The organism is Lysinibacillus sp. FN11, assembly GCF_024628845.1.
GTDB lineage: Bacteria > Bacillota > Bacilli > Bacillales_A > Planococcaceae > Lysinibacillus > Lysinibacillus capsici.
In genome coordinates, this window is the sequence record NZ_CP102383.1 from 1841382 (window position 1) to 1866600 (window position 25219).

The 25219-nt window shown below is 37.4% G+C and carries 23 protein-coding genes and 1 pseudogene; 18 read left to right on the plus strand and 6 right to left on the minus strand.

Annotation, left to right across the window (positions count from 1 at the left end; all coding sequences use genetic code 11):
* Positions 1–102: 102 nt before the first annotated feature.
* A complete protein-coding gene (locus tag NP781_RS09860) occupies positions 103–978 on the plus strand; it encodes a tyrosine-type recombinase/integrase (RefSeq protein WP_221682096.1) in 876 nt (291 codons plus the stop codon).
* Between the two features lie 43 nt (positions 979–1021).
* Here the strand turns inward: NP781_RS09860 and NP781_RS09865 are convergent, their stop codons facing one another.
* The 3 genes from NP781_RS09865 to NP781_RS09875 form a co-directional block, all read right to left on the minus strand.
* Positions 1022–1876: a transglutaminase family protein gene (locus NP781_RS09865; RefSeq protein WP_221682078.1), complete on the minus strand. Its 855-nt coding sequence runs from the start codon at positions 1874–1876 to the stop codon at positions 1022–1024.
* Positions 1877–1937: 61 nt separating this feature from the next.
* Complete coding sequence (locus tag NP781_RS09870; RefSeq protein ID WP_221682076.1) at positions 1938–2903, minus strand: alpha-E domain-containing protein; 966 nt, start codon at positions 2901–2903, stop codon at positions 1938–1940.
* Positions 2857–4347: a circularly permuted type 2 ATP-grasp protein gene (locus NP781_RS09875; RefSeq protein ID WP_221682074.1), complete on the minus strand. Its 1491-nt coding sequence runs from the start codon at positions 4345–4347 to the stop codon at positions 2857–2859. The genes NP781_RS09870 and NP781_RS09875 overlap by 47 nt, the downstream gene beginning before the upstream one ends.
* A gap of 76 nt (positions 4348–4423) precedes the next feature.
* Between NP781_RS09875 and NP781_RS09880 the strand changes: the two genes are divergently transcribed.
* The 15 genes and pseudogenes from NP781_RS09880 to NP781_RS09950 all read left to right on the plus strand — a co-directional run bounded on the left by NP781_RS09880 (position 4424) and on the right by NP781_RS09950 (position 19241).
* Entirely contained in the window at positions 4424–4837 is a 414-nt protein-coding gene (locus NP781_RS09880; protein WP_257522144.1) for a hypothetical protein, read from the plus strand.
* A gap of 309 nt (positions 4838–5146) precedes the next feature.
* On the plus strand, positions 5147–6109 hold the full coding sequence (locus NP781_RS09885) for a tyrosine recombinase XerC (protein WP_257522145.1): 963 nt from the start codon (positions 5147–5149) through the stop codon (positions 6107–6109).
* A 57-nt stretch (positions 6110–6166) separates the two neighbouring features.
* Positions 6167–6661 (plus strand): DinB family protein, encoded by a 495-nt coding sequence (locus NP781_RS09890; protein ID WP_257522146.1) that lies wholly within the window; start codon positions 6167–6169, stop codon positions 6659–6661.
* Positions 6662–6823: 162 nt separating this feature from the next.
* Positions 6824–6973: a hypothetical protein gene (locus NP781_RS09895; protein WP_004230023.1), complete on the plus strand. Its 150-nt coding sequence runs from the start codon at positions 6824–6826 to the stop codon at positions 6971–6973.
* Between the two features lie 213 nt (positions 6974–7186).
* Entirely contained in the window at positions 7187–7357 is a 171-nt protein-coding gene (locus NP781_RS09900) for a hypothetical protein (RefSeq protein ID WP_048392829.1), read from the plus strand.
* A gap of 391 nt (positions 7358–7748) precedes the next feature.
* Positions 7749–9467, plus strand: a complete 1719-nt coding sequence (locus NP781_RS09905) for a putative bifunctional diguanylate cyclase/phosphodiesterase (protein ID WP_255601566.1) — start codon at positions 7749–7751, stop codon at positions 9465–9467.
* Between the two features lie 368 nt (positions 9468–9835).
* Positions 9836–11272 (plus strand): proline--tRNA ligase, encoded by a 1437-nt coding sequence (gene proS / locus NP781_RS09910; protein ID WP_221682055.1) that lies wholly within the window; start codon positions 9836–9838, stop codon positions 11270–11272.
* Positions 11273–11586: 314 nt separating this feature from the next.
* Positions 11587–12285, plus strand: a complete 699-nt coding sequence (locus tag NP781_RS09915) for a hypothetical protein (protein WP_257522147.1) — start codon at positions 11587–11589, stop codon at positions 12283–12285.
* Positions 12264–12659, plus strand: a complete 396-nt coding sequence (locus NP781_RS09920) for a hypothetical protein (protein ID WP_257522148.1) — start codon at positions 12264–12266, stop codon at positions 12657–12659. The genes NP781_RS09915 and NP781_RS09920 overlap by 22 nt, the downstream gene beginning before the upstream one ends.
* Positions 12660–12673: 14 nt before the next feature.
* The gene (locus tag NP781_RS09925; RefSeq protein WP_257522149.1) at positions 12674–13360 is read left to right on the plus strand and encodes a Dph6-related ATP pyrophosphatase; all 687 of its coding nucleotides are present in this window, start codon (positions 12674–12676) and stop codon (positions 13358–13360) included.
* Positions 13361–13606: 246 nt separating this feature from the next.
* Entirely contained in the window at positions 13607–13834 is a 228-nt protein-coding gene (locus tag NP781_RS09930; protein WP_257522150.1) for a hypothetical protein, read from the plus strand.
* A gap of 302 nt (positions 13835–14136) precedes the next feature.
* Entirely contained in the window at positions 14137–14487 is a 351-nt protein-coding gene (locus NP781_RS09935; protein ID WP_257522151.1) for an ArsR/SmtB family transcription factor, read from the plus strand.
* On the plus strand, positions 14459–14869 hold the full coding sequence (locus NP781_RS09940) for an SRPBCC family protein (RefSeq protein ID WP_257522152.1): 411 nt from the start codon (positions 14459–14461) through the stop codon (positions 14867–14869). Before NP781_RS09935 ends, NP781_RS09940 begins: the two co-directional genes overlap by 29 nt.
* Positions 14870–14972: 103 nt before the next feature.
* On the plus strand, positions 14973–18143 hold the full coding sequence (locus NP781_RS09945) for an ATP-binding cassette domain-containing protein (RefSeq protein ID WP_257522153.1): 3171 nt from the start codon (positions 14973–14975) through the stop codon (positions 18141–18143).
* Positions 18144–18289: 146 nt separating this feature from the next.
* Positions 18290–19241, plus strand: a pseudogene (locus tag NP781_RS09950) (nucleoside hydrolase).
* Here NP781_RS09950 and NP781_RS09955 read toward each other — a convergent pair.
* Genes NP781_RS09955 through NP781_RS09965 form a run of 3 tightly spaced genes read right to left on the minus strand, consistent with a single transcriptional unit; the run spans position 19242 to position 23008 of the window.
* Positions 19242–20366, minus strand: a complete 1125-nt coding sequence (locus tag NP781_RS09955) for a Ger(x)C family spore germination protein (protein ID WP_257522154.1) — start codon at positions 20364–20366, stop codon at positions 19242–19244. It lies immediately after the preceding pseudogene.
* Positions 20353–21474 carry a GerAB/ArcD/ProY family transporter gene (locus tag NP781_RS09960; RefSeq protein WP_257522155.1) on the minus strand — a complete coding sequence of 374 codons (1122 nt, stop codon included), beginning with the start codon at positions 21472–21474 and terminating at the stop codon, positions 20353–20355. Before NP781_RS09960 ends, NP781_RS09955 begins: the two co-directional genes overlap by 14 nt.
* Before the next feature lie 16 nt (positions 21475–21490).
* Positions 21491–23008: a spore germination protein gene (locus NP781_RS09965; protein ID WP_221682023.1), complete on the minus strand. Its 1518-nt coding sequence runs from the start codon at positions 23006–23008 to the stop codon at positions 21491–21493.
* A 415-nt stretch (positions 23009–23423) separates the two neighbouring features.
* On the opposite strand from NP781_RS09965, the gene NP781_RS09970 reads away from it, so the two are divergent.
* Both NP781_RS09970 and NP781_RS09975 read left to right on the plus strand, forming a co-directional pair.
* Positions 23424–24305 (plus strand): GNAT family N-acetyltransferase, encoded by an 882-nt coding sequence (locus NP781_RS09970; protein WP_257522156.1) that lies wholly within the window; start codon positions 23424–23426, stop codon positions 24303–24305.
* Positions 24306–24626: 321 nt separating this feature from the next.
* The gene (locus NP781_RS09975; RefSeq protein ID WP_257522520.1) at positions 24627–25154 is read left to right on the plus strand and encodes an argininosuccinate lyase; all 528 of its coding nucleotides are present in this window, start codon (positions 24627–24629) and stop codon (positions 25152–25154) included.
* Positions 25155–25219 lie beyond the last annotated feature (65 nt).

A 25219-nucleotide genomic window follows, 5' to 3' on the forward strand; every position in this document is an offset into this window, starting at 1 on the left:
AGATTATCCGACATTACAATATGATAAAATGAAATTGAACCTACGCACCCAAAATATAGTAAAATATAAATAACACACGCATAGCAAACAAGGAGGTGCCATATGGTTGCACTTAGGGACGCATGGAATAGCTACTATTTATTGCTACAATCTTTGAAAAAAAGTGCTGCTACAAAAAAACAATACAATATGGATGGACAGCAATTTTTAAATTTCGCCCATAAGCAAAACTACTTGTATGTAGATCATCAATTGAAAAATTTATTACAGCTCTACTGCGACTATTTAAAGGAAACCTACAGTAATAGCAATACTTTTAACCATAAAATAGCGACATTACGAGGCTTTGTAGACTTTCTTTTTTTACGAGAATGGGTGGAGCCTTTTGATTATCAGCCTATTTTACAGCCGAAAAAAAGACAAAAAGAGGCACTGCAAGCACTGACAAACAAGCAGATCATGCAAATTGCTAACGTATGGCCGACCTATTTCCAATATGCTAAAACAAAGGAGCATGCATGGCTGGCAAGACGTAATGGCTGTATCGTTCAAGTGTTGATGGAAACGGGTTGTAAGCCTGCCGAGCTCGTTCGAATGAAATGGACTCACTTTAATGAAGAAAAAGCGACTCTTTTTATTGCCAATCGAAATGGACGTCGAGAAATAAAGTGTTCACCGATCCTTATGGACATGCTGGCACAGTATAAAAAAGAGACAGCCAATTTACATGAGCAAGAGGTAGGGGAATGGGTTTGGGTAAGCGAGGCAAGTTTAACGAAGCCGATTACTACGAAAACAGTTGAACGCATTTTTCAAACGATGTCACAAGATATAGGGAAGAATGTAAGAGCCACTGACTTGCGTTATACTGTGATGCAACGGGCGTTTCAACAGGAAAAAACATTGGAGCACATTCAACTAGAAATGGGCTATGTACGGAAATGGGTGCTAACAGAAAGACAGCAGCGTCTAGAATAAAAGCGTGCAGTAATCGCGATTTATCACCATTACTGCACGCCTTTTATAAATGATTCAATGCTTTGACATTTACTTTGACTGTTAAATCATGCTTGCCTCCTGTATATACCCCTTCCACAGGGCTAATGTCACTATAATCGCGACCAATACATAAAATAATATGGTTTTCTAATACTTCCACATTATTTGTGGGATCAAGACCGATCCAGCCGATACCTGGAATCATGACTTCTACCCAGGCATGTGTAGCGATATCTCCGATAAGGGCTGAGTTTTCATCGACATATAGATAGCCACTGACATAGCGAGCTGGTATTCCTTTCGCCCGTAAAACAGCAAGCATGACATGGGTGAAATCCTGACAAACACCACGTTTTAAAGCAAATGCCTCACTTGCTGTTGTGGTTACATCGGTCGCTGTCGGGTCATACTCAAAGCTAGAATATAAATACTGCATTAAATTAAGCGAAAAGAGCACAGGATTTTCAGCATGACCGATCGCATGATAAACTTCCTCTAATTGTTGCTCTGTCATAAATGTAAAATGTGTTGCTTTTAAATACGGTAAATAATGTTCATAGAATAGCTGTGAGTGAAAGATGGTCTGCATTTCGGGCGAATATTGAATACGATGAATAAATGGTGCACGCTGAATACTAACAATTGAAGATGTATGAATTTCTAGGATTTGATGTTGTTCTGGTATATAAAAAGAACCAACTGTATTGCCCCAAATATCCGTATGCTCACGGGTTAGGGAGGATGGCGTAATGGCAATTCGATAAGATAACAATCGCTGACGCTCATCACTACGCGGCTTTAAACGAATAGTATTCAAGCTTTGATCGACTTCAGACTCATATTGAAAAATATTTGTATGCTGAATTTCAAATTTCATCGTGTCCGCTTCCTTCTGCTTACTGACTTGCCTGTTGAAAGGGAGCTGTGGTGAATTCCTTTCAAGGTTGTACGCTGGGTTCATATAAATGATAGATTGTCGAAAAGGCATCACTAAAAGCCATACATTGAGACAATCTTTCCTCCATCATTTTTAGGGTTTCCTCAATAGTCATTTGCCAAAAATCAATATGATCGATTGCAAGAACAAGGCTACTAATATCCGACTGAAGCGTTAAAAATCGTGAGGATAAAGAATCGTGTTCAATAGCCATTATGGCTTCTTCTATTTTCTTTACACAGAACATCACAGAACATGGGAAATGCTCATCTTGAACTAAATAGCGAATGACCGTTAGTAAATTGGTCTGGCGATGCTTTCGCATGAAAGATTCTCTTGCTGCAGAAAGATCCAATAAAAAGGTACCATCATCCTCTAACAGTGACGTACCTGTTAGCTTCTGTTGTTCTACGATTATAACGATCATCCGAATGGTTTTTTCTGCTCGTTCAAGCCATTTGCCGACCTGCATAAAATAGAAGGGAAGATCGCGATCCATCGAACCCTCAATTAACCCTGTCTCCATCCATAAAGTCTTTCGCACATCCTGTAAAAAATCTTGAAGGGCAATGAGTGGAATAGGTCGTTCTCTTTTTAGTATGGACTGTTGCTTTGTTAAATAAAAGGAATTTTGAATTTCCCAAAGTTCCGTTGGCATACTATCACGTGTAACTCGTGCATTTTCCCGAATAGCACGTAATGTGGCATGAAGGGCATTACCGTTTTTCTCAGAAAACAGAAGATAATCAATCAATGGGTTAACACGAATCGTTGTGTAATTTGCTAAATACTCCTCCTTAGAGGCACAAATATTTAAGACAGCCTCCCAATGATCAATATAATCATGTTCTTGTCCAGATTGCTCCAACATATTCAACAGCTGTACCTGTAATATATGTGCATTTGTTTGTGTACGTTCACTATAACGTGCCATCCAGTACAATGCGTCGGCTACTCGACTTAGCATGCTGCAATTCCTCCTTTAAAATCCACGTATCCTTTGCACCGCCCCCTTGAGATGAATTCACAACAAGAGACCCTTCTTGTAGTGCCACTCTGGATAAACCGCCAGGCAACACATAGCAATCCTCACCCTTCATAACATAGACACGTAAATCAACATGGCAAGGGTAAAATCGCCCATTCTGGAAGGCAGGTGCTCTGGACAATTTAATCGTTGGTTGGGCAATGTATTGATAGGGCTGCTCAACAATTTTTTGCTTAAATAAAGCAATCTCTTCCTTACTCGCATGTGGACCAATTAACATGTCATAGCCACCAGAGGCTCCTACGTTTTTAATAACGAGCTCGTGAATATGCTCTAGCACCCATTCACGCTGACTGTCATCTTCTAGATGATAGGTTTTCACATTTGGTAGAATAGGTTCTTCCTGTAAATAATAGCGAATCATCTCAGGCACATAGGCATACATTGCTTTATCATCTGCCACTCCATTCCCAACGGCATTCAAGATGGATACATGACCAGCTTGATAAGCAGCCATTAAATGTGGAACACCTAATAAAGAATCCTCACGAAAGACAGTAGGATCTAAAAAGTCATCATCAATCCGACGATAAATAATATCGATTTGCTGTAGGCCATAAATGGTTTTCATATAGACCTTTAAATCCTGTACAACTAAATCGCGGCCCTCCACGAGCTGGATGTTTAAATGCTGGGCTAAAAAAACATGATCGTAATACGCAGAATTGTACATGCCTGCTGTCAGGAGTACAGCTTTAGGCTCTCTTTCTGCTTGCATGGAAGGTGGGCGATGGGCAAGAAGTGCTTTTTTCATATAAGCCATTTGTTTATCAAGAGGTCGAATCGTATGCTTGGAGAAAAATTCTGGGTATACTTCCTTCATCACATCCCGATTTTCAAAGACATAGGAAATGCCAGAAGGATTGCGTAAATTATCTTCGAGTACATGATAATCGCCTTTTTCATCCCGAATTAAATCAATCCCTGCTAAAAATATATGATTCGCAATTGGTACTTGAAGTCCTCTCATGGTTGGTTTGAAATAGGGATTATTTTCAACAAGCTGTCTCGGAATAAGACCATCCTGAATGATCTTTTGTTGTCCATAAACATCCTGTAAAAATTTGTTGAGTGCCTCCACGCGCTGTTTGACACCTGCTTCAATCATGGCCCATTTGGTTTGAGGAATAATAATTGGGACACAATCAAAAGGCATGGTACGTTCTGTTCCATCTTGTGCACCATATACCGTAAATGTAATCCCTTGTCTGAGAAAGCTTGCTTGCGCTTGACGGTATTTTTCTTCAAGTTGCTCCCGCGAAAAAAAGGTTAGCTTATGATGAAAAGATCGATAATGAGGCTTTGGCTTATTGCCATCAAACATTTCATCGAAAAACAGACTAGAATCATATAAATTCATCATATGGATCGCCTCCGAATTCAAGTAGTAGAGAAAACATGTTACACTGTGAATAAATACATAAAAGGAGCTAACAACCATGACCATCATTAATTTAATGCAAGCGTATGAATTAGATAAACTATCCAAATTACATTTATCAGACGAGGAAATTTTACGAGCTTTGCGTTCGGGGGATGTATCAGCTTGGCAAGAACAAGTGCCAAACTATGAATTTAGCGAGACAATGGCTCTATATCAGGAAGGGGAACAACAGTTCTTAGATGCATACCATGGCCATTATCGAATCAAGTATGTAACATTACCAGGCATCCAACGTTTATTGCAGCTACGCTTTCAATTAGAAGAAGGGAAGGATTACCAACTAGTAGAAACAGGTATCCAGCATTTAACGTGTGATGAGGAAACAGTCACAAGACTTCAGCAAATGTTATCGACAAACTGGTCACTAACAAAACAAGAGGATGGCAATTATTCAATTTTTGTAAAATAATGCCATGTGTGTTGTGAGACGAATTGACATGAACAGTTACCCATCTATTGTTTTTTCGAAGCGTCTCACAAAGCAAATAAAGTCTACTAGATTTTAATATTCATTTACCGTGAACTTTATGCCTAAAATCCTATAACTGTCACAAAATAGTTGTAACAAAAATCCTCTTTTTTAAAAGGGGTTTTTTATTACCTTCGAACAGAACATTTGTTCTAACGTACGAAAAAGGGCATTTTTTTCAATAAAGTTCCCAAATTTATATTTGGGAACGTTTTTTATGGTAAAATAGAGCAAATAGAGGTGATGAGCATGCAAAAAATGAAGCAACCAAAATTCATGAAGGATTTTCTGGTCTATTTAACAACCATAAAAGGAAAGTCTCAGCGCACAAGAAAAGAATATGAATATGACCTGAGCTTATTTTTCCGCTTCCACAAAGCTGTCCAGGAGGACTTGGATATAGAGAATTTAGCTACCATTGATATTGGTACTATTACAATAGAAGAAATTCGTGAAATGACATTAGAGGATCTTTATTTATTCATGGAATATTGTGAAGTACAGCGAGGTAATTCTGCTGCTGCACGAGCACGAAAAGTGGCCACATTAAAATCCTTTTTTAAATATTTAAAAGGCAAACGTCGACTTATCGAGGAAAATCCAGCAGATGAATTAGAGACACCAAAGATAGGCAGAAAACGACCTATTTATATGAACCTACAAGAAGCTACACAATTTATAGATGGGATTAAAAGCAATCAGGCATCCCCGAGAAATTATTGCATGATGATGTTTTTCTTAAATTTAGGAATACGTGTCACTGAGCTATGTCAGCTTAATAAAACATCCATTCAAGGACGTTATTTAACCGTAATGGGAAAGGGCAATAAAGAGCGCACCGTCTATTTAAATGATAGCTGTATGCAGGCACTTGCTGACTATGAAAACAGTGGGAAGACACCCTATAAGGGAGAAGGCGAGGAGCCACTTTTTGTGTCACAAAAGGGAACACGCTTTACAAGACAAACCGTTGCCAAAATTGTTAAACGTATTAATAAGCAATCAGGTCTTCAAAAAGAACGGCTTACACCACACAAGCTACGCCATACATCCGCAACGATGATGTATAAAGCAGGGGCAGATATCCGTAGTTTGCAGCACATTTTGGGGCATTCTAGCGTCGCAACCACGCAAATTTATACCCATATTGAAGATGAGCAGCTAAAGCATGTTTTAGAGAATAATCCATTTAATATTGTTCGTGAAAGATGATTTTCTCCCCTCCATATCGAATATATAGAAGAAGACCTAATGAAAGGGGAGCCAAGGATGTCAAACGTCAAAGAACATCTCGATACCACAAGAACACAATTACTTCAGGAAATTCACTTATTGGATGATACAGCCTTTAATAAGAAACCAGATGCTCAAAGCTGGAGTGTGGCACAAATCTGTCATCATCTCGTATTAGTAGAGGAAGCAACAAAGAAAGCCATTACATGGGGATTAAAGGCAGAGGAACAGTCAACACCCGCTCGAAAAAATGTTCAGCTCATCTTAGATCGAACAAGAAAGTTCCAAGCACCGCCTATTGTAGAGCCAGCAGAAGAACCTTTCACTGTTCAAGCGATGCTGGATTTACTAGCTACAACAAGAAAGAACCTCCTTGCCTTTTTACAAACAATCGAGGAACCTGAAGCATTAGCTAAGCGCGCTGTGCAGCACCCAGCTTTAGGCGAATTACCACTCGATCAATGGATTGAAATGGTCTATTTGCACGAGCAACGTCATATCAAGCAATTACAAGAAATCGTTAAAGAATAACTTGTATGAAAGGAATTTGGCCACAGGAGATGAGCTAAATTCCTTTTATTGTTATTCAATTTTTCTGTTATAATCTCTTGACGTGCTACATAATCTGTTATATATTAAATAAAAATAATAACAACTGTTATAAAACAGTTTTCGTTAGAGGAGGAAATATAAATGTCAAAGTATCGTGATGGTTATGAATTTTATTGTGAAATGTGTGAGCGCTATGGATTGGAGCCAATTTCTTTCCGTTACTATGTATTACAATTATCACAGCAACAACTTTCAGCTTACAATATGCAAGCAAAACAATTAGGAATTTAAAAGGAGTGATTATGACGGAAGCCGCCGTGAATATTTTATGAAAAGCCCAGCCATACTAAATAAAATGGTCTGGGCTTTCGTAATTTCAGCAAGAAATTTCAGATAATTCATTGACAAGTACAGTAGCCTGTTATATATTTTTAAACAAATAATATTTCTGTTATATAACAAAAAATAGACATATAGTAGCAAATGTGAAAGGAAGTTATGAGGATGACAGATTATCGAGAAGGTTATGAATTTTATCGTCAAGTATGTGAGGAGCATGGGCTAGAGCCTATTAATTTTCACTATTACATTTCAAGTTTATCCCAAGAGCAATTAGATGCCTACAACATGCAGGCGAAATCAATAGGGGGTTCAATAGAATATGAGGTCTCTTAACATATAAAATGCCTTACTTCCTATGTGGGACAGTAAGGTATTTTACTTTAACAAAAATTTTACAAGACATTAAAACTTATTATATGAAACTTTTAAATTTTGTATTAAAAAGATAAATAGCCTAAATAAACTATTTAACGTAGTCCAAAAGTATTAAATAACTATATATTTAGACATTTACAAGGAGGTTATATCCACTAATTTTTGTCTATTTTATTAAAAACTATCAAATACAGCTTTGAATGTTTTTGAGATTTGGGTTGAATTAACTGCTTTTCTAAGACTATAATATAATTACATAAAAAAGGGCGATATACCACAACTTTATACCTCGCTGTAAGATAAAGCAAAAGTACCAAACCCTTCATATTTTAATGAATGGAGAATGAAAATGATGAATATCACGCCTAGTAGTGTTAATCAAATGAACTACAGTCTAAAAGAATTACAAGATATCTTTTCCGCCATGAATAGTTCCATCATTGTAGCGATTACAGATCGTACCGGAAAAATTACATTTGTTAATGATCATTTTTGTAAAATTTCGAAGTATACGCGTGAAGAATTAGTTGGTCAAGATCACCGTTTACTAAATTCAGGCTTTCATCCCAAATCTTTCTTTAGAGAGATGTGGAAAACAATCGGTAATGGCGATATGTGGAATGGCGAGGTGTGCAATCGTGCGAAAGATGGCAGTTTATATTGGGTGAAAACAACGATTATCCCGTTCCTAGATGAACGAGGAAAGCCGTATCAATATATTGCCATTCGCGTAGATATTACAGCGCAAAAGGACATTAAAAAAATTACTCACATTGCCTATCATGATGAACTAACAGGGCTACCAAATCGTCGCAAATTAGAACAGCGTTTAGAAAATGAATTTCATCAATCTCGACGTACAGGAGAGAAGTTTGCGTTATTTTTCATTGATGTGAATCGTTTCAAACATATTAACGACGGACTTGGTCATATTATCGGCGATATGTTTTTAGTGGAAATGTCGAATCGTCTGCGCAATATTGATCATACATCAAATTCTTTCTATCGCCACAATAGTGATGAATTTGTCATGATTTTAAATGATGTCAGTCGCATTGAGGAAATGGCTAAGGAAATTATTAGCGTCTTCAATGAAAGCTTTATTGTCGACACCTATGAGTTTTATGCAAGTATCAGCATCGGCATCAGTATATTCCCAGATCATGCAAACTCTGTGGAAGAATTATTGAAAAATGCAGATATTGCTATGTATGCGGCAAAATCTACACGTGGTAACCAATATCGCCTCTATCGCGATAATATGGACGAGGCCAATGATAAATGGCTTTTACTAGAAACGAAATTACATCAAGCATTAAAGCAAGATCGTCTAGAATTACATTATCAGCCTAAGATCGACTTAAAAACGGATTCTGTTATTGGGATGGAGGCATTGCTACGCTGGTATGACCCTGTATTAGGTCATATTCCGCCAGATCGTTTTATTCCATTTGCAGAGGATTGTGGCCTGATTAATGATATCGGTGTATGGGTTTTACGTAAAGCCTGTGCTCAAGCTCGTCAGTGGAATGAAGCACATGAACTATCATTGCGGGTAGCTGTGAATATTTCACCAATTCATATTAGTACAGGTGGCTTTGTGGATATGGTGCGTAGTGTCATTGCAGAAACAGGCATTGACCCTAATTTATTAGAAATTGAAATTACCGAGATGAGTATGCTTGATTATACGGAAGATTTAATTGATACCATCAAGCAATTACGAGAACTAGGTATAACTATTTCATTAGATGATTTCGGGACAGGCTATTCATCGTTAAATTACTTAAAAAAATTCCCGGTGGATGTGCTTAAAATTGATCGTGCCTTTGTCCGTGATATCGTACCTGAGAAGTCTGGAATCGCTATGATTTCAGCCATGATTTCATTAGCACATGCCTTAAACCTACAAGTAGTAGCTGAAGGTGTAGAGGAGGAAGCTGAATTAAATGTTCTGCGTGAGCATGGATGTGAGTATGTGCAGGGCTATTATTTCAGTAAGCCTTTATCTGTAGGAGATTTTACGAATCTCATTGTTAATACTGTCACAAATAAATCCAGTTATTAATTGCTATTCCTGAATGATTTTGCTAAAGTGGGATAAAGTAAAACTGTTAACATGATAAACCCTTTGATGATGTGGCCAAGTAAGTAAGAATTGTGAAACAGAAAATATAGCACCTGCTGAGAGCTATATCACCGCTTCTTGACTGAACACCTACCACGGAGATGTTATGTAAACATAACCGAGTCGTTTTCGTTACCAAACGTGAGAGGGCTTTATATTCTACTTAAAGCTAAATCAAGGTGGTACCACGTCGTTCCAGCACAAAGACGTCCTTATTCTGAGGACAGCTTTGTGCTTTTTTTCTTGCTTCAGCTAAATCTTCATACGGGTTGAACAAGTATTCATTTAACACAATTGGAGGAGAACACATGTCAAAACAACTAGAAGATTTTTCGAAATGGTATATCGAGACCATCCAAAAAGCCGATTTAATGGATTATACACCTGTTCGAGGCTGTATCGCCTTTAAGCCAGACGGCTATGAAATTTGGGAGCATATTCAGGAGGAGATGGATCGTCGCTTTAAAGAGACAGGACATCGTAATGCCTATTTCCCAATGCTTATTCCTGAATCCTTCTTCCAAAAGGAAAAGGATCATATCGAAGGGTTCTCACCTGAGCTTCCTTGGGTAACCGAGGCAGCAGGGGAACAATTAGAAGAACGGCTAGCCCTTCGTCCAACATCTGAGACGATGATTGGTCATCTTTACTCTAATTGGATTAAAAGCTACCGTGACCTACCAGTGCTGATCAATCAATGGGCAAATGTCTTCCGTTGGGAAAAGAAAACACTGCCTTTTATTCGTACCTCTGAATTTTTATGGCAAGAAGGGCATACAGCGCATGTAGATGAAACCGATGCTCGTCAGGAAACAATGCAAATGCTAGACATTTATAAAGAAGTCGTAGAACAGGTACTAGCAATTCCTGTCTATGACGGACAAAAAACCCCTTCTGAGCGTTTCGCAGGGGCTGTCGATACGTACTCTATTGAGGCAATGATGAAAAATGGCAAGGCTGTGCAAGCAGGAACATCCCATTATTTAGGAACAAAATTTGCTGAAGCCTTTAATATCAAGTATTTAAATAAAGCGAACCAGCACGAATACGTACACACAACATCTTGGGGTACTTCCACACGTTTAATTGGTTCGGTTATTATGGTGCATGGTGATGAGCAGGGACTTGTTTTACCTCCACGTATCGCACCAACACAAGTCGTTTTAATTCCAGTAGGGCCATGGAAAAAGAACCCTCAAATCATGGAGCATTTAGATGAGATTTTTGCAGCCTTAAAAGCGAAGGGTATTCGTGTACGGCTGGATGATTCAGACCAATCGCCAGGCTATAAGTTCAATGAATGGGAGCTAAAAGGCGTGCCTGTGCGTGTTGAATTAGGGCCACGTGACCTAGAAAACAAGCAAGCTTTACTGAAAGCGCGTGATGAAGAAGAAAAACGAACTGTCGAATTAGCTACTATCATCACAGCTATTGAAGAAGAATTAACAACCATGCAAACGCGCTTATTAGAAAAAGCTCGTCAATTCCGTGAAGCAAATGCTCACACAACAATTGACACACTTTCACAATTGCAACAGCACATTGACACAGCAAAAGACAATGGCACAATCCCAGGCTGGGTGCTTGCTGGATGGTGTGGCGAGGATGCATGTGAAGAAAAAGTGAAGGAAGAGACGAAATACACATCTCGCAATATTCCATTCAATCCACCAACAACGAAAACCACATGTATTGGCTGTGGAAACGAAGCAAAACATACAGTTTGGTTTGCGCAAGCTTATTAATTAATAAAGCCATATGAAGCAAGCCCGAACAATTATGAAGCACACTTGGTTGTTTTATAATTAGTTCGGGTTTTTCATGTTAAGATGGTGAACAATAACACGCTATGCTTTCTTACCGGAAACTCTTATACCAAATTTTAAAATTCTCACTCCTGTTTCTCCAGGCATTGATCCAACGAACAGCCTTCATCACTCATAATGGTGTTTCTTTCACTCTGTCTAAACCTTAGCGTATATCGCCAAGTTCTCATCATGATTGTGATAAAATAAAGGGACGTTTGCTTCTGAAAAATCCTAAAGAAATGAGGATATGAATGACAGTATTACAAGAAGTATTTGATAACTACCTTAATATCAAATTTAACCGGGGATTACCAGCTGTTCAAATGAATGATTTCGAATATGTTTTATTAGAAGATACTAGCGCAGAGCTCTTTTTTATTGATCACGAACAGGGGACATTTTTGGAATGGGCAGAGGCATTTCAACCACAAAATCCGCATTATGTTCAAAAGCCAGACTGGCAGCCTATGCTTACATCTTTTTTCAAGCAGCTAGATGTTTATGATGAGCAAGTGTGCTATTATTTGCTCTACACGATAAATGCAACAACTAGAATAATTCCACGGAACCCGTATAACAAGATGAATGATTTTATGAAAAACTATTGCTTCTTTCAACTTGCTCAATTAGAGCATATTACGATACTCAACAAAGAGCAGAAACAACAGTTAAAGGACTTTTTATTCTTTTTCTATCTGTATACCCATCCAGTGAATGAGGAAACGCTTTACGCTTTTTCGTTCAAAGAAGGAACTTTAATTCATGCTAAAACGAATATCAATATGGAGCAATATTTTTCTCATTATCATGATTATATTTGTAAGCATAAGCATGACCGAACATTATTAACACCACATGAGATAAATGCTTGCAAGAAGCTGACAATCGAACTATTGAGAAGCATCGAAGGAAAATCAAAAGACTCGTTATGCCATTTGAAGATGGCATAGAGTACCTACATCTAATTAACAATATAGATGATTTTTTACATATGTTTAATCAAAATAATAAGGCATTCTATCAATTGCTTCATAGCTTTCTATTCGATCATCAATCGAATCCTTATCGTGAGCATTGCTTTAGTATGCTATTACAGAATTATGTCACTTATATTTTGACTTTTCACTTTGATGACCTTATTCAGTTAATAGCGTATTTCCATGATTCACCATCAATTTGTAGGATGATTATCAATAAAATTTTTGTCGATACCATCTTTATGCAAAAGATTTTGAAAGAGGGAAATATTAACATTAACAATTATCCATCGATCATAGAGTTTTTTGACGAGGATGCTAGAAGCATATATCTTGATGAACAGTAAAAGGAGACAAGGAAATGACCAACACAACAGGCTGGAAACAGAATGCACAAAATCGCACATTTATAGCTTCATTTAGTGGTGGCAAGGATAGTGTTTTAGCTTTGTATAAAGCATCACAGGTGGGCCAAGCAATGGGGCTTATCGTGATGCTGGAGGAAGAAGGAAAACGTTCAAGATCCCACGGGATGCCACCTGCGCTAATCCAGGCGCAAGCTGACTCTATTGGGCTGCCAGTCTATACTGCTGCAGCAAGCTGGGCTGATTATGAAGAAGTATTTGTAGGTTTATTAGTAAATGCAAAGCAGCAGGGAGCTGAAGTATTAGTAACAGGAGACTTAGATATGCCTGAACATGGCTGCTGGCACGACAAAGTCACTAAAAAGGTAGGTTTAAAGCTAGGCATGCCATTGTGGGAGATGAACCATCGTGAGGCTGTCGATGAATTTATTCACTTAGGATTTATTACAATGATTGTCACGGTCAACCTATCCTTGGGCATGACGGAGGACGATTTAGGGCGTGTGCTTACCCCTGATTATGTAAAGGAGCTTGAAGCCCGGAGCATTGACCCATGCGGAGAAGGTGGTGAATTCCATACGACCGTCATTGATGGACCTCTTTTCCAGCAGCCAATTGCGGTGCGTAAAGGTTCCGTTATAAAAGATGGAGACTACGCCTTTTTACCTTTAGAGCTAGCATAAATTTACATCAGAAAACCCTTATTGCCATGCGCAATTCATAACAATAAGGGTTTTTATTTTGAGGTGTATTGTTATTTTTTTATATATAATAAAATTATTACATATGAAAAGATGATGAATTATTAACAGTTTTGGGTGCTTGTCCAATCCTTATCGATTAAATATTATTGCAATTCTTCATCAAGAAAAACAATATGTTAGCCAACTTGCGAGAGAGTGCAGATTTTATGAAAGGAGTTTTATTATATGTCATCAACAACACTTACCATATTTTCAGCGTTCTTTGGTTTACTTCCACTTCTAGTACTTGTTTTTATTTTTGTATTTGTTATTAGTATCTTTCGACGAGTGGAACGCCGTGCAGAGGAACGCCTAAAAATAGAGAAAGAATCAGCTCAATTGCAACAGCAACAGATTCAAGAAATAAATAAACGTTTAACAACGATTGAAACTATATTGAAACAAGTTGATTAGGAGTAAGATATTTTAACTATTTCTAGGTAAAAGGAATAATAGGTTGAATTCAACATTGGCTCATATGAACATCGACATCATTATAACATTTGTCTCTTGCTACGAACGTGGGATATCCATAACAAATGAATAATTACCCGAAAGTACACAGGCTCTCCTCTGTACTTTTTTGTATTTCAGCTAGTTTTTCCTTGTAGGTATAGAACTCCTATCACTTTGACCAAAATAATATTTGACTGGACACTGATTGGTGTCATATAATTAAGACACCAATCAGTGTCCTATTAGAAAGGGTGGTGGTTTTGAATAACAATCATCAAGAGCGTGACGTTTATGTAGCCATTGCTGACCCTACAAGACGAAAGTTGATCCGTTTATTGGCAGAGGTAGATGAGTTACCGCTTCACGAATTAACCGCTCAATTTGATATGGGGCGTACGGCTGTTTCGAAACATTTAGCCATCCTGAAAGATGCAGGCCTCGTCATTGCACGCAAGGAAGGTAGAGAGACGAGATATCGATTGAATGCAGCTCCATTGAAAGAAATACAAGATTGGGTATCGTTTTATGAAGGTTTTTGGAAAGAAAGAATCGCGAAATTACAGCTATTATTGGAGGAAAAAAATGAAACCAGATGTATCATTAGATTTTAAATTTACAAGTTCCATCGAACAAGTATGGCATGCTTTAACAGACTCAGATACACTAGCAAAATGGATCTGGAGCAATGACTTCCAACCAGTTGTAGGACATAAATTCCAATTCCGTGCTGAACCAAATGAATGGTGGGACGGTATTGTAGACTGTGAGGTACTGGAAGTGGAAGAGCCTCACAAATTATCTTATACTTGGACAAGTGCTGGCGAAACAACAACAGTTATATGGACATTAACACAGGAAGCAGATGGCTCGACTCAGCTTCATCTTGATCAAGGTGGCTTCAGCGAAGAAACGAAAGCGCGTCAAGGTGCAATCGAGGGAGCAAAATATGCTTGGACAAATATGAGTGCACAGCTTGAAAAAGTATTAGCGTAGTATAAATTAAATAACAGCAAGAAGAGCGCAATTCAGTAGCAAGAATTGTGTTCTTTCATGTTCAGTCCCATCTTTTAATTTTCTTAAATGGAAGGATAACTAAATGAAAATTAATGAACTAATTGCCAATAATATTAACCGTCTAGATGTCGTTTTATCCGACGATCAATCTTTAGCCATAGCAGGTTTGTCTGGTTCAGGGAAGACGACATTTTGTCAAACGATTGGAGAAGAATCCAAAAAACGTCTTGTTTCTTTATTGCCAAAGGCTGAATATCAATATTTATTTCCAAACATTATGGAAACGAACTTCAGTGCCATCAAAATGGAGGACATGCCCCTTGTACTTTTTCTAGGAAAATCCTCGATCTCTAGCAATCCACGTTCCACAATTGGTACTCATACAGGTGTTTTTAAAGAAATTCGTAATCGACTGGCAGATGAGTTTCAGCTATCGCCAGAGATGTTTTCCTTTAACAATGCATTAGGCTGGTGTCCTGCATGTAAGGGGCGAGGCACGACAAAAAATGTAGAATGTAAAAAATGTTTGGGTAAGCGCTATAGTCCAGAAGTAGAGCAGTATAAAATCACTTTATGGAATGAGCCCTATAGTATTTCTGATATTCATCATTTAAGTATAGAGGCCATCTATTCCTTATCAAAAGAATTAAATATCAGTGAAGAAAAACAGCATATTCTGCATAATATTATGCAAATGAATATTGGCTACTTAACCTTAAATCGTATTATGGGGACTTTATCAGGTGGAGAATTAACAAGGCTGTACTTAGCAGAATTCATGGCAACAAGCGAAAACACCGTGATTATTGTTGATGAAATTTCTGTGGGTCTTGACCATAACACCTTACTAAAAATTTTAGAGCAAATTCAACAACTAGGCGCAAAAAACCAAATTTGGTTGATTGATCATTCTGATACCGTGTTAGACACGGCAGACGAGCATCTATTCTTCGGACCAGGTAGTGGAAAATACGGAGGAAAAATCGTTGAAGAATCTCCACGACCAAAGCCTATCTATTGGGGACGAAATCCAGCAGCACCCATATCCTATTATCAATTCCGAGATTTGTATTGCCGTAATATCCAAATAGATGCAATAGACATTCCACAAAATCGACTTGTTACCTTTACAGGAGAGTCTGGTTGTGGGAAATCAACGCTTGTTAATGAGTGTATTGCTAAAGATTTTATCAAACGCTATCCAAAGGACAAACTCGTGATGGTTGGGCAAGATCGTAACCAATCCATTACGAGTCGTTCCACTGTCGCAACATTCCTCGATATTAAAAAGAAACTAACAAAATATAGTGAGGACATTGATGATATTTTCCAGCGCTCGATTGAAGATATTATCGATGAACTACCTAATGAAGATATCGCACATAAACGCTTAAGCTTATTGATTAAGCTTGGACTAGGCTACTTAACACTTGAGAGAAAAACGCAATCTCTATCGACTGGTGAATTCCAATGTGTGCATCTAGTCTCAGAGTTATTTGCCAACTCTCGTAATCCCCATACATTATTTATTTTTGATGAGCCATCTAAAGGGCTATCTCAGAACATTCTAAACCAATTTATCGATAGTGTAAGGGATATCCTAGAGGATGAATCTATCTCCATCATCATGATTGAGCATAATGCCTATATGCTGGAAAGCTCTGATTTTGTTGTTGACTTCGGTAAAAGACAGCAGGAGCCTGTAACACATCTAAATGTAGTTAGCCATGAAGATTATTTTAATCAGGATAATCATTCAAGGGTTTCAGCTCCATTACAAATCACATCTACGCTCGCATTAAGGAATGGCATTCAATACTTAGAAAACAACCATATTAGCTATTTCAAAAATGCGGAAAATATATATAAAGGTGGCATCTTAAAAAGCTTATCTTCCATGGCTCGTCTGATTTACGGTGAATATGAATCTAACAAAATTGCCCCTGTTGTTGCCATTGATTTGGAAAGACATTTATATAGCCAATATAGTTTCCTGTATGAAATAGCTGGTCTTATCAATCATATTGTGGCTGCTCATCCAACAAATAAGGATACGAGAAGCTTCGATTTTTATAGCCAAGAAAATCATTGTCCTAGCTGCTCTGGTCGATTAGAAATTGAAAAATTCGATTTTGATCTTGTGGTGCAAGACAAAAACGTGCCATTTTGGGACGGCCTACTACATCCCGATATAATGGAGGTTTTAAAATACTATCAACATTCTAAATTAGAATTTCTCTTTGAGCAGATTAAAATCGAGCTTGGTCAGGACATTAGTAAAAGCTATCATGATATGACTGAGGAGGAAAAGCATACATTTTTATATGGTTATTGGGACAAGTCCTTTTATGATAAGGCAACAAAATCCTCGAAAAAGTGGGAGGGCTTTAATTTTATCATTGGTCGTTATATCGTGATTTCAAAATCCATTATTAAAGAGCAAATGAAGGAAACAAGAGAAATGGTGCCATGCCCAATTTGTCATGGTTCTGTGCTCAACCACCAAAAGAAATTACGATTTGGGAACACAGATATTCGTAACTTAATTCGTCAACCGCTTGATGAAGTCATCAACATTGTAGGCAACTTACCACAACTAGAAAAAATCAAAGCCATCGTTGGCGGAGACATGTCACTGCTACAAGATGTTTCCTTATTGCCAAGGGAAACACAGGTATCCCTAAAAATGCTGGAATTAGAGCTGGCAAGCTTTGTCGGCTATGAAATCGTACTACAAAACGCTTTTCCTTTTTGGAACAAAATCAAAGATAATCTAGAGCGCATCAGCCATAAAAATCAAGTGACCATCTGTGATTTTGCCAATATACAGGAGACAAGAGAATTCATCATCGATCAATATTTTACGAATGGTAAATATAAAAAACTAACATATGTATATGAAGCATTTGGCTACAAGAAAATCGTAACCCAAATCAATAAAGTCAAAGCCAATCATTCCTGTCCATTCTGTAAAGGGAAAAAGGTGCTCTCAGAAGATGGACTGCATGATGGAGTCCATAAATTAACCGTGCCCTGTGTAAGCTGTGGCGCAAGTGGCATTAATGAGGAAGGACGCAAGCAAATCGTTGATGGCATTGATGTGGAAACATGGCTAACTGGTACTGTAAGCGATGTTGTGACAGAGGGCTCCCATCTTGAGGCCGTTGCCAATATTCCTATTTTTAATCGTATTCGTGAATTGAACAAACAAGAAATGATGGCAGTCTACCAGTTCCTACAATCAAATAACTAATTCATCAAACCCTTGTGCTTCGGCATATGGGTTTCTTCTTTCGTTGGACTAGAATTACTCACTAATTTTCCACAAAAATTCATAATTCGTGTCATCTTTGATTACTATAAAGATAACAGTAATGGTAGTAAAAGGGAGGATATGGTTTGGTAAAAAAAGTGCTGTTATTTGGGGATATTGGCATTGATGATACGGTGGCATTGATCTATGCACGGCTTAATCTAGAAATAGAAATTGTGGGACTCGTTGCAGATTACGGCAATGTATCGCGAGAGGATGCGGTGTCCAATATTTATTATGTCATGAAATTGTTCGACTTCCCTCAAGGAATTCCTGTGATCTTAGGAGCAGAACTACCCTTAACAGGAGAGCAGCCGACCTATTACCCAGAAATTCATGGTGAACGAGGACTTGGACCCATCATCCCAAATGATGATCACGAATTAAAAATTGAGAACTTTTTTGAAATCGTCAACATTATTGAAAGGTATAAGCATGATGAGCTAATTATTGTCAATATTGGGCGATTAACCTCACTAGCCACGATGTTTATCCTTTATAAAGAGCTTATGAAAAATATCAAGGAATTTTATATTATGGGTGGAGCATTTTGGGTGCCAGGTAATGTAACGACAGTGGCTTGAAGCGAATTTCCATGGTGATCCCTTTGCCGTTAATATTGTGCTTACCTATGCAACGAATGTGACAATCATCCCTTTAAATGCGACACAAAAGGCCATTGTCACACCTGGGATGGTGGACTATATTGACTCCTTTGGCAAAACAAAAATTCTAAAGCCCTTAATGGAATACTATACACGTTTTTATAAAGAACGGGACCCCTCACTTCTAGGAAGTCCCGTGCATGATGCGTTAACACTAATGGCAGTCATTTATCCTGACATGTTTATTTATGAGTCCTATCCTGTAACCGTTGTCGATAAGTTAGAAGGACCTGCAAGAGGGCAAAGTATTGCCGAGACAAGACCTTATGAAAATAATAATGGCGAAAAAAAGCATCGTATTGCTTTTGATATTCATTATGAACATTTTTTCCAAAACTTTTTATCGGTTATGACAGGGCAACCATTTCACTAGTTATTCAAAAACACCATCTCTTAAAATTGTAAAATCAACATGGACATTTACCTTCATGTCTTTATATATTTTTTGCCATTTATCCTTTGTTAGCTTAGAATGTCTTACTTCGCTTCGATATTTCTCACCAAAGCCAAAAATATCAGACTCAACTTCCTGACTATGAGCAATCACTCTACGTATTTCCTTTGACAATTTTTTCTCGATTGCTTTTTCCAGTGCCGCCACACTTTTTGGGTCCCCTTGATTGATATCAGGGTACACCTCTAATACTCTTGATTTGATTTTGATGTTCAGGTCAAATGTTGGCGTTTCCGCATCAACTAACTTCATTTCTCGTTTCGAATGAATTGCATCAAAGGCTACCGTTATTTTATTTGCAGGCTTTTGAAGAATCTTGGAAGGGATATCTTCTTTTTCCAGAATGGTTTCATATAAGCCTACTTTAAAGGTATCTCTGACAATTTTTACGTAAAAGCTATCTTTTGCTGGAAGGGTACTGACCATTTTGCTGCCTTTAAAAAGAGCTATCCCACTTAATTCCACCAGCTCGTCATCTCTTTTAATAATAGGCATGGCAAAATCTTTTCCAGATGAATAATAATCATGGGCAATTTGATGAAGTGTAGAGGAAATCATATATTCCTGCTCGACATTTTGTTCAATTAACCTAAAAATATGCTGCCCAATATCCTCAATATTTTGATATTCGTATTTCAGTAATGTTTCTGTTTCACCTTCTACAATAGCCATAAAGATCCCATTGCTGACACTTGCGTTTTCTAGGTTTGTATCAATATAGTAGCGAAGGTCTTTTTTTGCCAATTCCTCTCCAAATAGGATGACTCTCATTTGACCAACCATGATTTTTTTCGAAAGCTTACGATTGGCTTCCATCCGATTTCCTTTACTCGTATCGTTTTCTGTAGACAGAATTTCCACATTGCTCTGAAATTCTGGATTTACTTCACGAATAACAGCTGTTGTCTTTATTTTATCCTCTGTTCCTACATCATAGCCGACTAAAGTAGTTAATCCAACTTTATCCAAAATATTGATTTGTGCACATCCATATAAAAAAACAAAGGAGAGAAGAATCATCCATCTTCCTCTAAGTTTGTTCATTCTTTTTCACCTTCTTTGATGTGAAGTTCTTCTTTAGTCGTGCTATTGGCCAAAGTAAAATAGGGTAGACAAAAATTACGTAAAATGCAATTTGTCCAAACACCGTGTTAATTGTATTAATCTGTGTCCGTGTTTGAACCAATAATGTTCCAATTAGAACGATGAATGAAAATAGCCAAACAAACGACTTTTCACTTATCGGGAATAAACGAATTGCTCCGCGGTATGCAGCCCATAAGTATAGACATAGATTCGGTAAAATGATTAGCATCCAAAAACAAACAGCTACAAATTCAAAGCGTTCCATAAAGGGGAAGCTGATAAAACTAAATAATGTCAAGGTTGCCCATATCGTTTTCAATAGCTTGCCTTCACTGTAATATGCAATGGACACCATCATCACGGCTAAATAGATGATGGTTGTAGCTAATAGTCCTAAATGAACAGGTTTTCTAATTTTTTTCTTGTCTTTTACAAAGGGGTAAATTACGTTTAGTATTTCAAAGCCGATAATGGTAAAGGTCATTGATTGTGCCCCTTTTAAAATAGAGCGAATATCATTTTCTAAAATAGGGAAAAGGCTTTCTACTGTAGCATATTTCATGGGAAAGGCTAACATTGGGAAAATCCATAGGGAGAGAATGATACTAAAAAAAGACACGCCTACAATGACACGAAGCCCTCCTGTAAAGGCATAGATAATAATAATTAATAAAGTTGCTGACAGGAACCAGGTCTCGATGCTAGGAAAAATCCATGCTTGTATAACTTCAATATAATTTCGTAAAACTGAAAAGAACGCCACGGAGCAATAGATGACATACATTGCATTTAAAAAATTGCCAATCCATTTGCCAAAAATATCAATTTGAATTCCGTAAAGGTCATTAGAGCCGTAAATTTCTAATGTTTTAATCATACAAATGGTAACAACATGTGTGGCAATCCCAGCCAGTAAAACAGAAATCCATGCATCCTGTCTTGCATCCTGATAGATAATGCGTTGAAATCCCTGTATACCAACCCCAATTTGAGCACCATGTACCACAAAAAAAAGCAAATAAGCATTGATCATATCTTTAGGGCTAAGTTGTATAGGTTTTCCCATTTATTTCACCTTCAGTTCAACTTTTATCAGGTTTCACTGGCTCTGGGACAAATTTATGCTCATCCTTTGGTCTTGTCAAAGCAGGTCTTTTCGCTGTTAATGGGACAGGCATTCTAATAATACTATCCCGCATTTCCTTCAACCTCGGTGGATAGAAGGGCGACATGTAAGGAGCACCCAAGCTTGACTGACGTAACAAATGAATAAGAATAAAACAAAAAGCCAGCATGATACCATAAAAACCCCAAAATCCTGCAAGTATAATAATAGGGAAGCGAATAAGACGAATCACATTGCCCATCATATAACTTGGCGATGTAAAAGAGGCTAGGGCACTTAACGCAATGATAATCAGCAATATATTACTGGTAATCCCCGCCTGTACAGCAGCTGTTCCAATAACGATACCACCAACGATACCAATTGTTTGTCCGATTTTTGTTGGTAATCTGGCTCCTGCTTCTCTCAGTAGTTCAATAATAAATTCCAGCAGCAAAGCCTCAAATATGGGTGGGAAAGGAACCAAAGCCCTTGATTCACTTAATGGTACGAGAAAGGCTTGTGGAATCACTTCATAGTGAAATGTCAGAGCTGCCACATAAAACGGTGTTAAATAAACAGATAAAAAGAAGGCAGCCAGTCGTAATAAACGAAGAAAAGTAGCAATTTGCCACCTTAAATTTTGATCTTCTTGACTTTGAAAAAACTCAGTAAATCCTTGGGGGCAAACGATAGCCATTGAACTACCATCTACGAGAACCCCAATTTTCCCGTCTAAAATGCCATCACAAAATCTGTCAGGTCTTTCCGTCAAAAGCATTTGTGGAAAGACAGATAGTGAATTATCATCAATCATTTCAGCTAATACGGCACTATCGATAAGCTCATCGATATAAAGATCTGTGATTCGTTGACGCATTGTTTGAACCATTTGATCATTGGCAATGCCACGCATATATAAAAGAGAGACAGAGGTACTTGTCCTTGCACCAATTTTTACTTTTTCATTACAAAGATTAGGACTCACTATGTAGCGACGAATCAAGGAAACATTGGTAGATAGACTCTCATTAAATCCAACCTGTGTACCTATTACCTGCGATTCATTTTCAGGCGCTGACAATGCTCTAGACTCTCTGCTAGCGATATTGGCTAAAATAGTCTGTGGAAAACCATCTATGTGTATCACAACATGACCATTGACCATCAATTCTACGGTTTCCCTTAGTAGACCGGTTTGACTAACTTCTGCAATAGAAAGGGCCACCTCAATTGCCTCGGGGGTATCATGAGGCTTGCTCTGTAAATTAGCAATAATATCATTATTTAAAGTCTGATCATCAATCAGATTATCGATGTAAATAAGGGTGACGTTTGGTGGAAGAGATTTAATGATTAAATCGGCTGGATGATTCGTTGCATTTTTAATCGATTGAATAAAATGATCTGTGGCATGTGCAACTCTCACAAGATTTTCTTTAGGCGCCTCTTGAACTGGTTGTTGTTGTTTGTTGAAAGGTAGTTTAAATTTCATAGTAAATGGTAGGCTCCCTTCATTGCTAACTTCGTTTATAGAATAGGCTTTAAAGGGGTATTCTATACTTATTTCATTTATTTTCATCATGTAGACATATCTAACAAATAACGGTAATATAATAGTATTCTTAAAAACAGAAGGGAGATTAGCTTTTTTATGCTAAAACTAATTATCGCTAATTAAATTCCAATGAATTTAATAAAGGGGCCATCCTATAATTTTTTTAATTATAGGGTTCATTTAGTGATGCCCTTTTGCGATAAAAGAGAAGCATAATGATGTCTAATCCACAGTTATATTTTGTATACAACGGACTTTATGAGCTTGTTCTCATAGGGTCTTTTTCTGTTTTTAGGAGGTGATGATTCCCACAAAAATTAGCGATTGAAACATAAAATTGGAGGGAATAGACGTGGAAAAATATGATTTAGTTAGTGATTATCGTCACAATGAAAAATTAAAGGCAAGTTTTAATGATTTAGCAATGAAAACATTTGGTTTGGATTTTCGAGGGTGGTATAACAAAGGATATTGGAGTGACCAATATATTCCTTACTCATTTGTACGAGAAGGAAAAGTGATTGCGAATGCTTCTGTTTATAAGATGTCGATTCGCATAAATGGCAAGCGATTAAAGGGAATTCAGATCGGTACAGTGATGACGGATGAACACTATCGTCATCAAGGTTTGGCAAAGCAGTTGATGTTGCATATCATGAAAGAGTACGAAGGTGCCTGTGATTTCATGTATCTCTTTGCCAATAAAACAGTACTAGATTTTTATCCAAAGTTTGGTTTTAGAAGAATCCATGAAAGTGAATACAGCTTAGATCTTACCACAAGAACTATTCAACCAAAGCAGACCAGCGTTCAACAGCTGACAATTGAGCAGGATCTAGCACTCCTTGAAGAGTATGCAAAAAATCGTTATATCCATTTAAGTATGATTGCTGTTGAGGAAAATGAAAGTTTATTAATGTTTTATTTTACGTTAGTTTTCCCTCATGCTATTTACTATTTAGAAGAATTTGAAACAATAGTAGTAATGGAGGAAGAAGAAGGGGTATTAAATATTTATGATATCATCTCTTTACAGGCAACCAATGTAGAGACTGTATTAACAAGCATTATTAAGGATACAACAAAAAAAGTAGTATTCTATTTTACACCTGACTTTACAATCGAAGGCATGACAGCCACTATCACCACAAATGATGACGATGCCTTATTCATTCTCTCGAAAAAGCCCTTCTTACAAGGGCACTTTATGTTTCCTTTAACATCCCATTGCTAGGTTGGATGATCACTTCTAGCTGAAATATGAGCGACATTGGATAAAAAGTGAGCGCTTCGAACAAGAACAAGAGCGCTTTAACATGAAATTGGATCACATTTTCACATACCATAACAGCCTTTTTTAATTGACATTATAAATATTGGGCATTTCTCTATAGGATGGTATAGATAAAGTTATTTCATTAGGAGGAAGCAATGTATACAGTTGGTGTGAGCGATCCTCATTCATCTGTAGAACGCATCATTCAATTCCGATTTTTCGATTATTATTAGATTAAGTGAAGAGTTAATTTTATGGAGTAGCCAAGAGTTTAGATTTATAACGATTGATGATGCCTATTCTACTGGCAGCAGTATTATGCCACAGAAGAAAAACCCTGATGCCGCTGAACTGATACGAGGCAAAACAGGACGTGTATATGGTTCACTGACTTCACTCTTAACAACTATGAAGGGCTTACCATTAGCCTATAATAAAGATATGCAGGAAGATAAGGAGCCATTTTTCGATGCATTGGATACCGTATTAGCTTGTCTACAAATCATGTCAAAAATGATTGCTACGATGAAGGTAAACAGTGAAAACATGAAAAAAGCAGTCAAAGGAGGGTTTCTGAATGCAACAGAGGTCGCTGATTATTTAGTGAGTAAAGGCGTTGCATTCAGAGATGCACACAGCATCGTGGGTTCCATTGTTATTTATTGTGAAGATCATAAAAAAGCCATTGAAGATTTAACAATGGATGAATTGAAAGAATTAAGTTCGTTCATCGATGACGATATCTATGACTATATTGAGTATCAAAATATTTTAAGTAAAGGGATTAAAGTAGGTTTATTATTATAAAAAATAAACCGTTATCTTGACTATAAATGGTCAACATACGGTTCCTTATAAGGGTGGAAAAAAGG

Bases quoted from the DNA above. Each gene is read 5' to 3' on its own strand.
- NP781_RS09965 (WP_221682023.1), bottom strand. From the start codon at position 23,008: ATGAAATTTAAACTACCTTTCAACAAACAACAACAACCAGTTCAAGAG.
- NP781_RS09880 (WP_257522144.1), top strand. From the start codon at position 4,424: ATGACCATCATTAATTTAATGCAAGCGTATGAATTAGATAAACTATCC.
- NP781_RS09900 (WP_048392829.1), top strand. From the start codon at position 7,187: ATGACAGATTATCGAGAAGGTTATGAATTTTATCGTCAAGTATGTGAG.
- NP781_RS09860 (WP_221682096.1), top strand. From the start codon at position 103: ATGGTTGCACTTAGGGACGCATGGAATAGCTACTATTTATTGCTACAA.
- NP781_RS09885 (WP_257522145.1), top strand. From the start codon at position 5,147: ATGCAAAAAATGAAGCAACCAAAATTCATGAAGGATTTTCTGGTCTAT.
- NP781_RS09890 (WP_257522146.1), top strand. From the start codon at position 6,167: ATGTCAAACGTCAAAGAACATCTCGATACCACAAGAACACAATTACTT.
- NP781_RS09960 (WP_257522155.1), bottom strand. From the start codon at position 21,474: ATGGGAAAACCTATACAACTTAGCCCTAAAGATATGATCAATGCTTAT.
- NP781_RS09925 (WP_257522149.1), top strand. From the start codon at position 12,674: ATGACCAACACAACAGGCTGGAAACAGAATGCACAAAATCGCACATTT.
- NP781_RS09915 (WP_257522147.1), top strand. From the start codon at position 11,587: ATGACAGTATTACAAGAAGTATTTGATAACTACCTTAATATCAAATTT.
- NP781_RS09870 (WP_221682076.1), bottom strand. From the start codon at position 2,903: ATGCTAAGTCGAGTAGCCGACGCATTGTACTGGATGGCACGTTATAGT.
- NP781_RS09955 (WP_257522154.1), bottom strand. From the start codon at position 20,366: ATGAACAAACTTAGAGGAAGATGGATGATTCTTCTCTCCTTTGTTTTT.
- NP781_RS09875 (WP_221682074.1), bottom strand. From the start codon at position 4,347: ATGATGAATTTATATGATTCTAGTCTGTTTTTCGATGAAATGTTTGAT.
- NP781_RS09945 (WP_257522153.1), top strand. From the start codon at position 14,973: ATGAAAATTAATGAACTAATTGCCAATAATATTAACCGTCTAGATGTC.
- proS (WP_221682055.1), top strand. From the start codon at position 9,836: ATGTCAAAACAACTAGAAGATTTTTCGAAATGGTATATCGAGACCATC.
- NP781_RS09905 (WP_255601566.1), top strand. From the start codon at position 7,749: ATGATGAATATCACGCCTAGTAGTGTTAATCAAATGAACTACAGTCTA.
- NP781_RS09920 (WP_257522148.1), top strand. From the start codon at position 12,264: ATGCCATTTGAAGATGGCATAGAGTACCTACATCTAATTAACAATATA.
- NP781_RS09940 (WP_257522152.1), top strand. From the start codon at position 14,459: ATGAAACCAGATGTATCATTAGATTTTAAATTTACAAGTTCCATCGAA.
- NP781_RS09930 (WP_257522150.1), top strand. From the start codon at position 13,607: ATGTCATCAACAACACTTACCATATTTTCAGCGTTCTTTGGTTTACTT.
- NP781_RS09865 (WP_221682078.1), bottom strand. From the start codon at position 1,876: ATGAAATTTGAAATTCAGCATACAAATATTTTTCAATATGAGTCTGAA.
- NP781_RS09895 (WP_004230023.1), top strand. From the start codon at position 6,824: ATGTCAAAGTATCGTGATGGTTATGAATTTTATTGTGAAATGTGTGAG.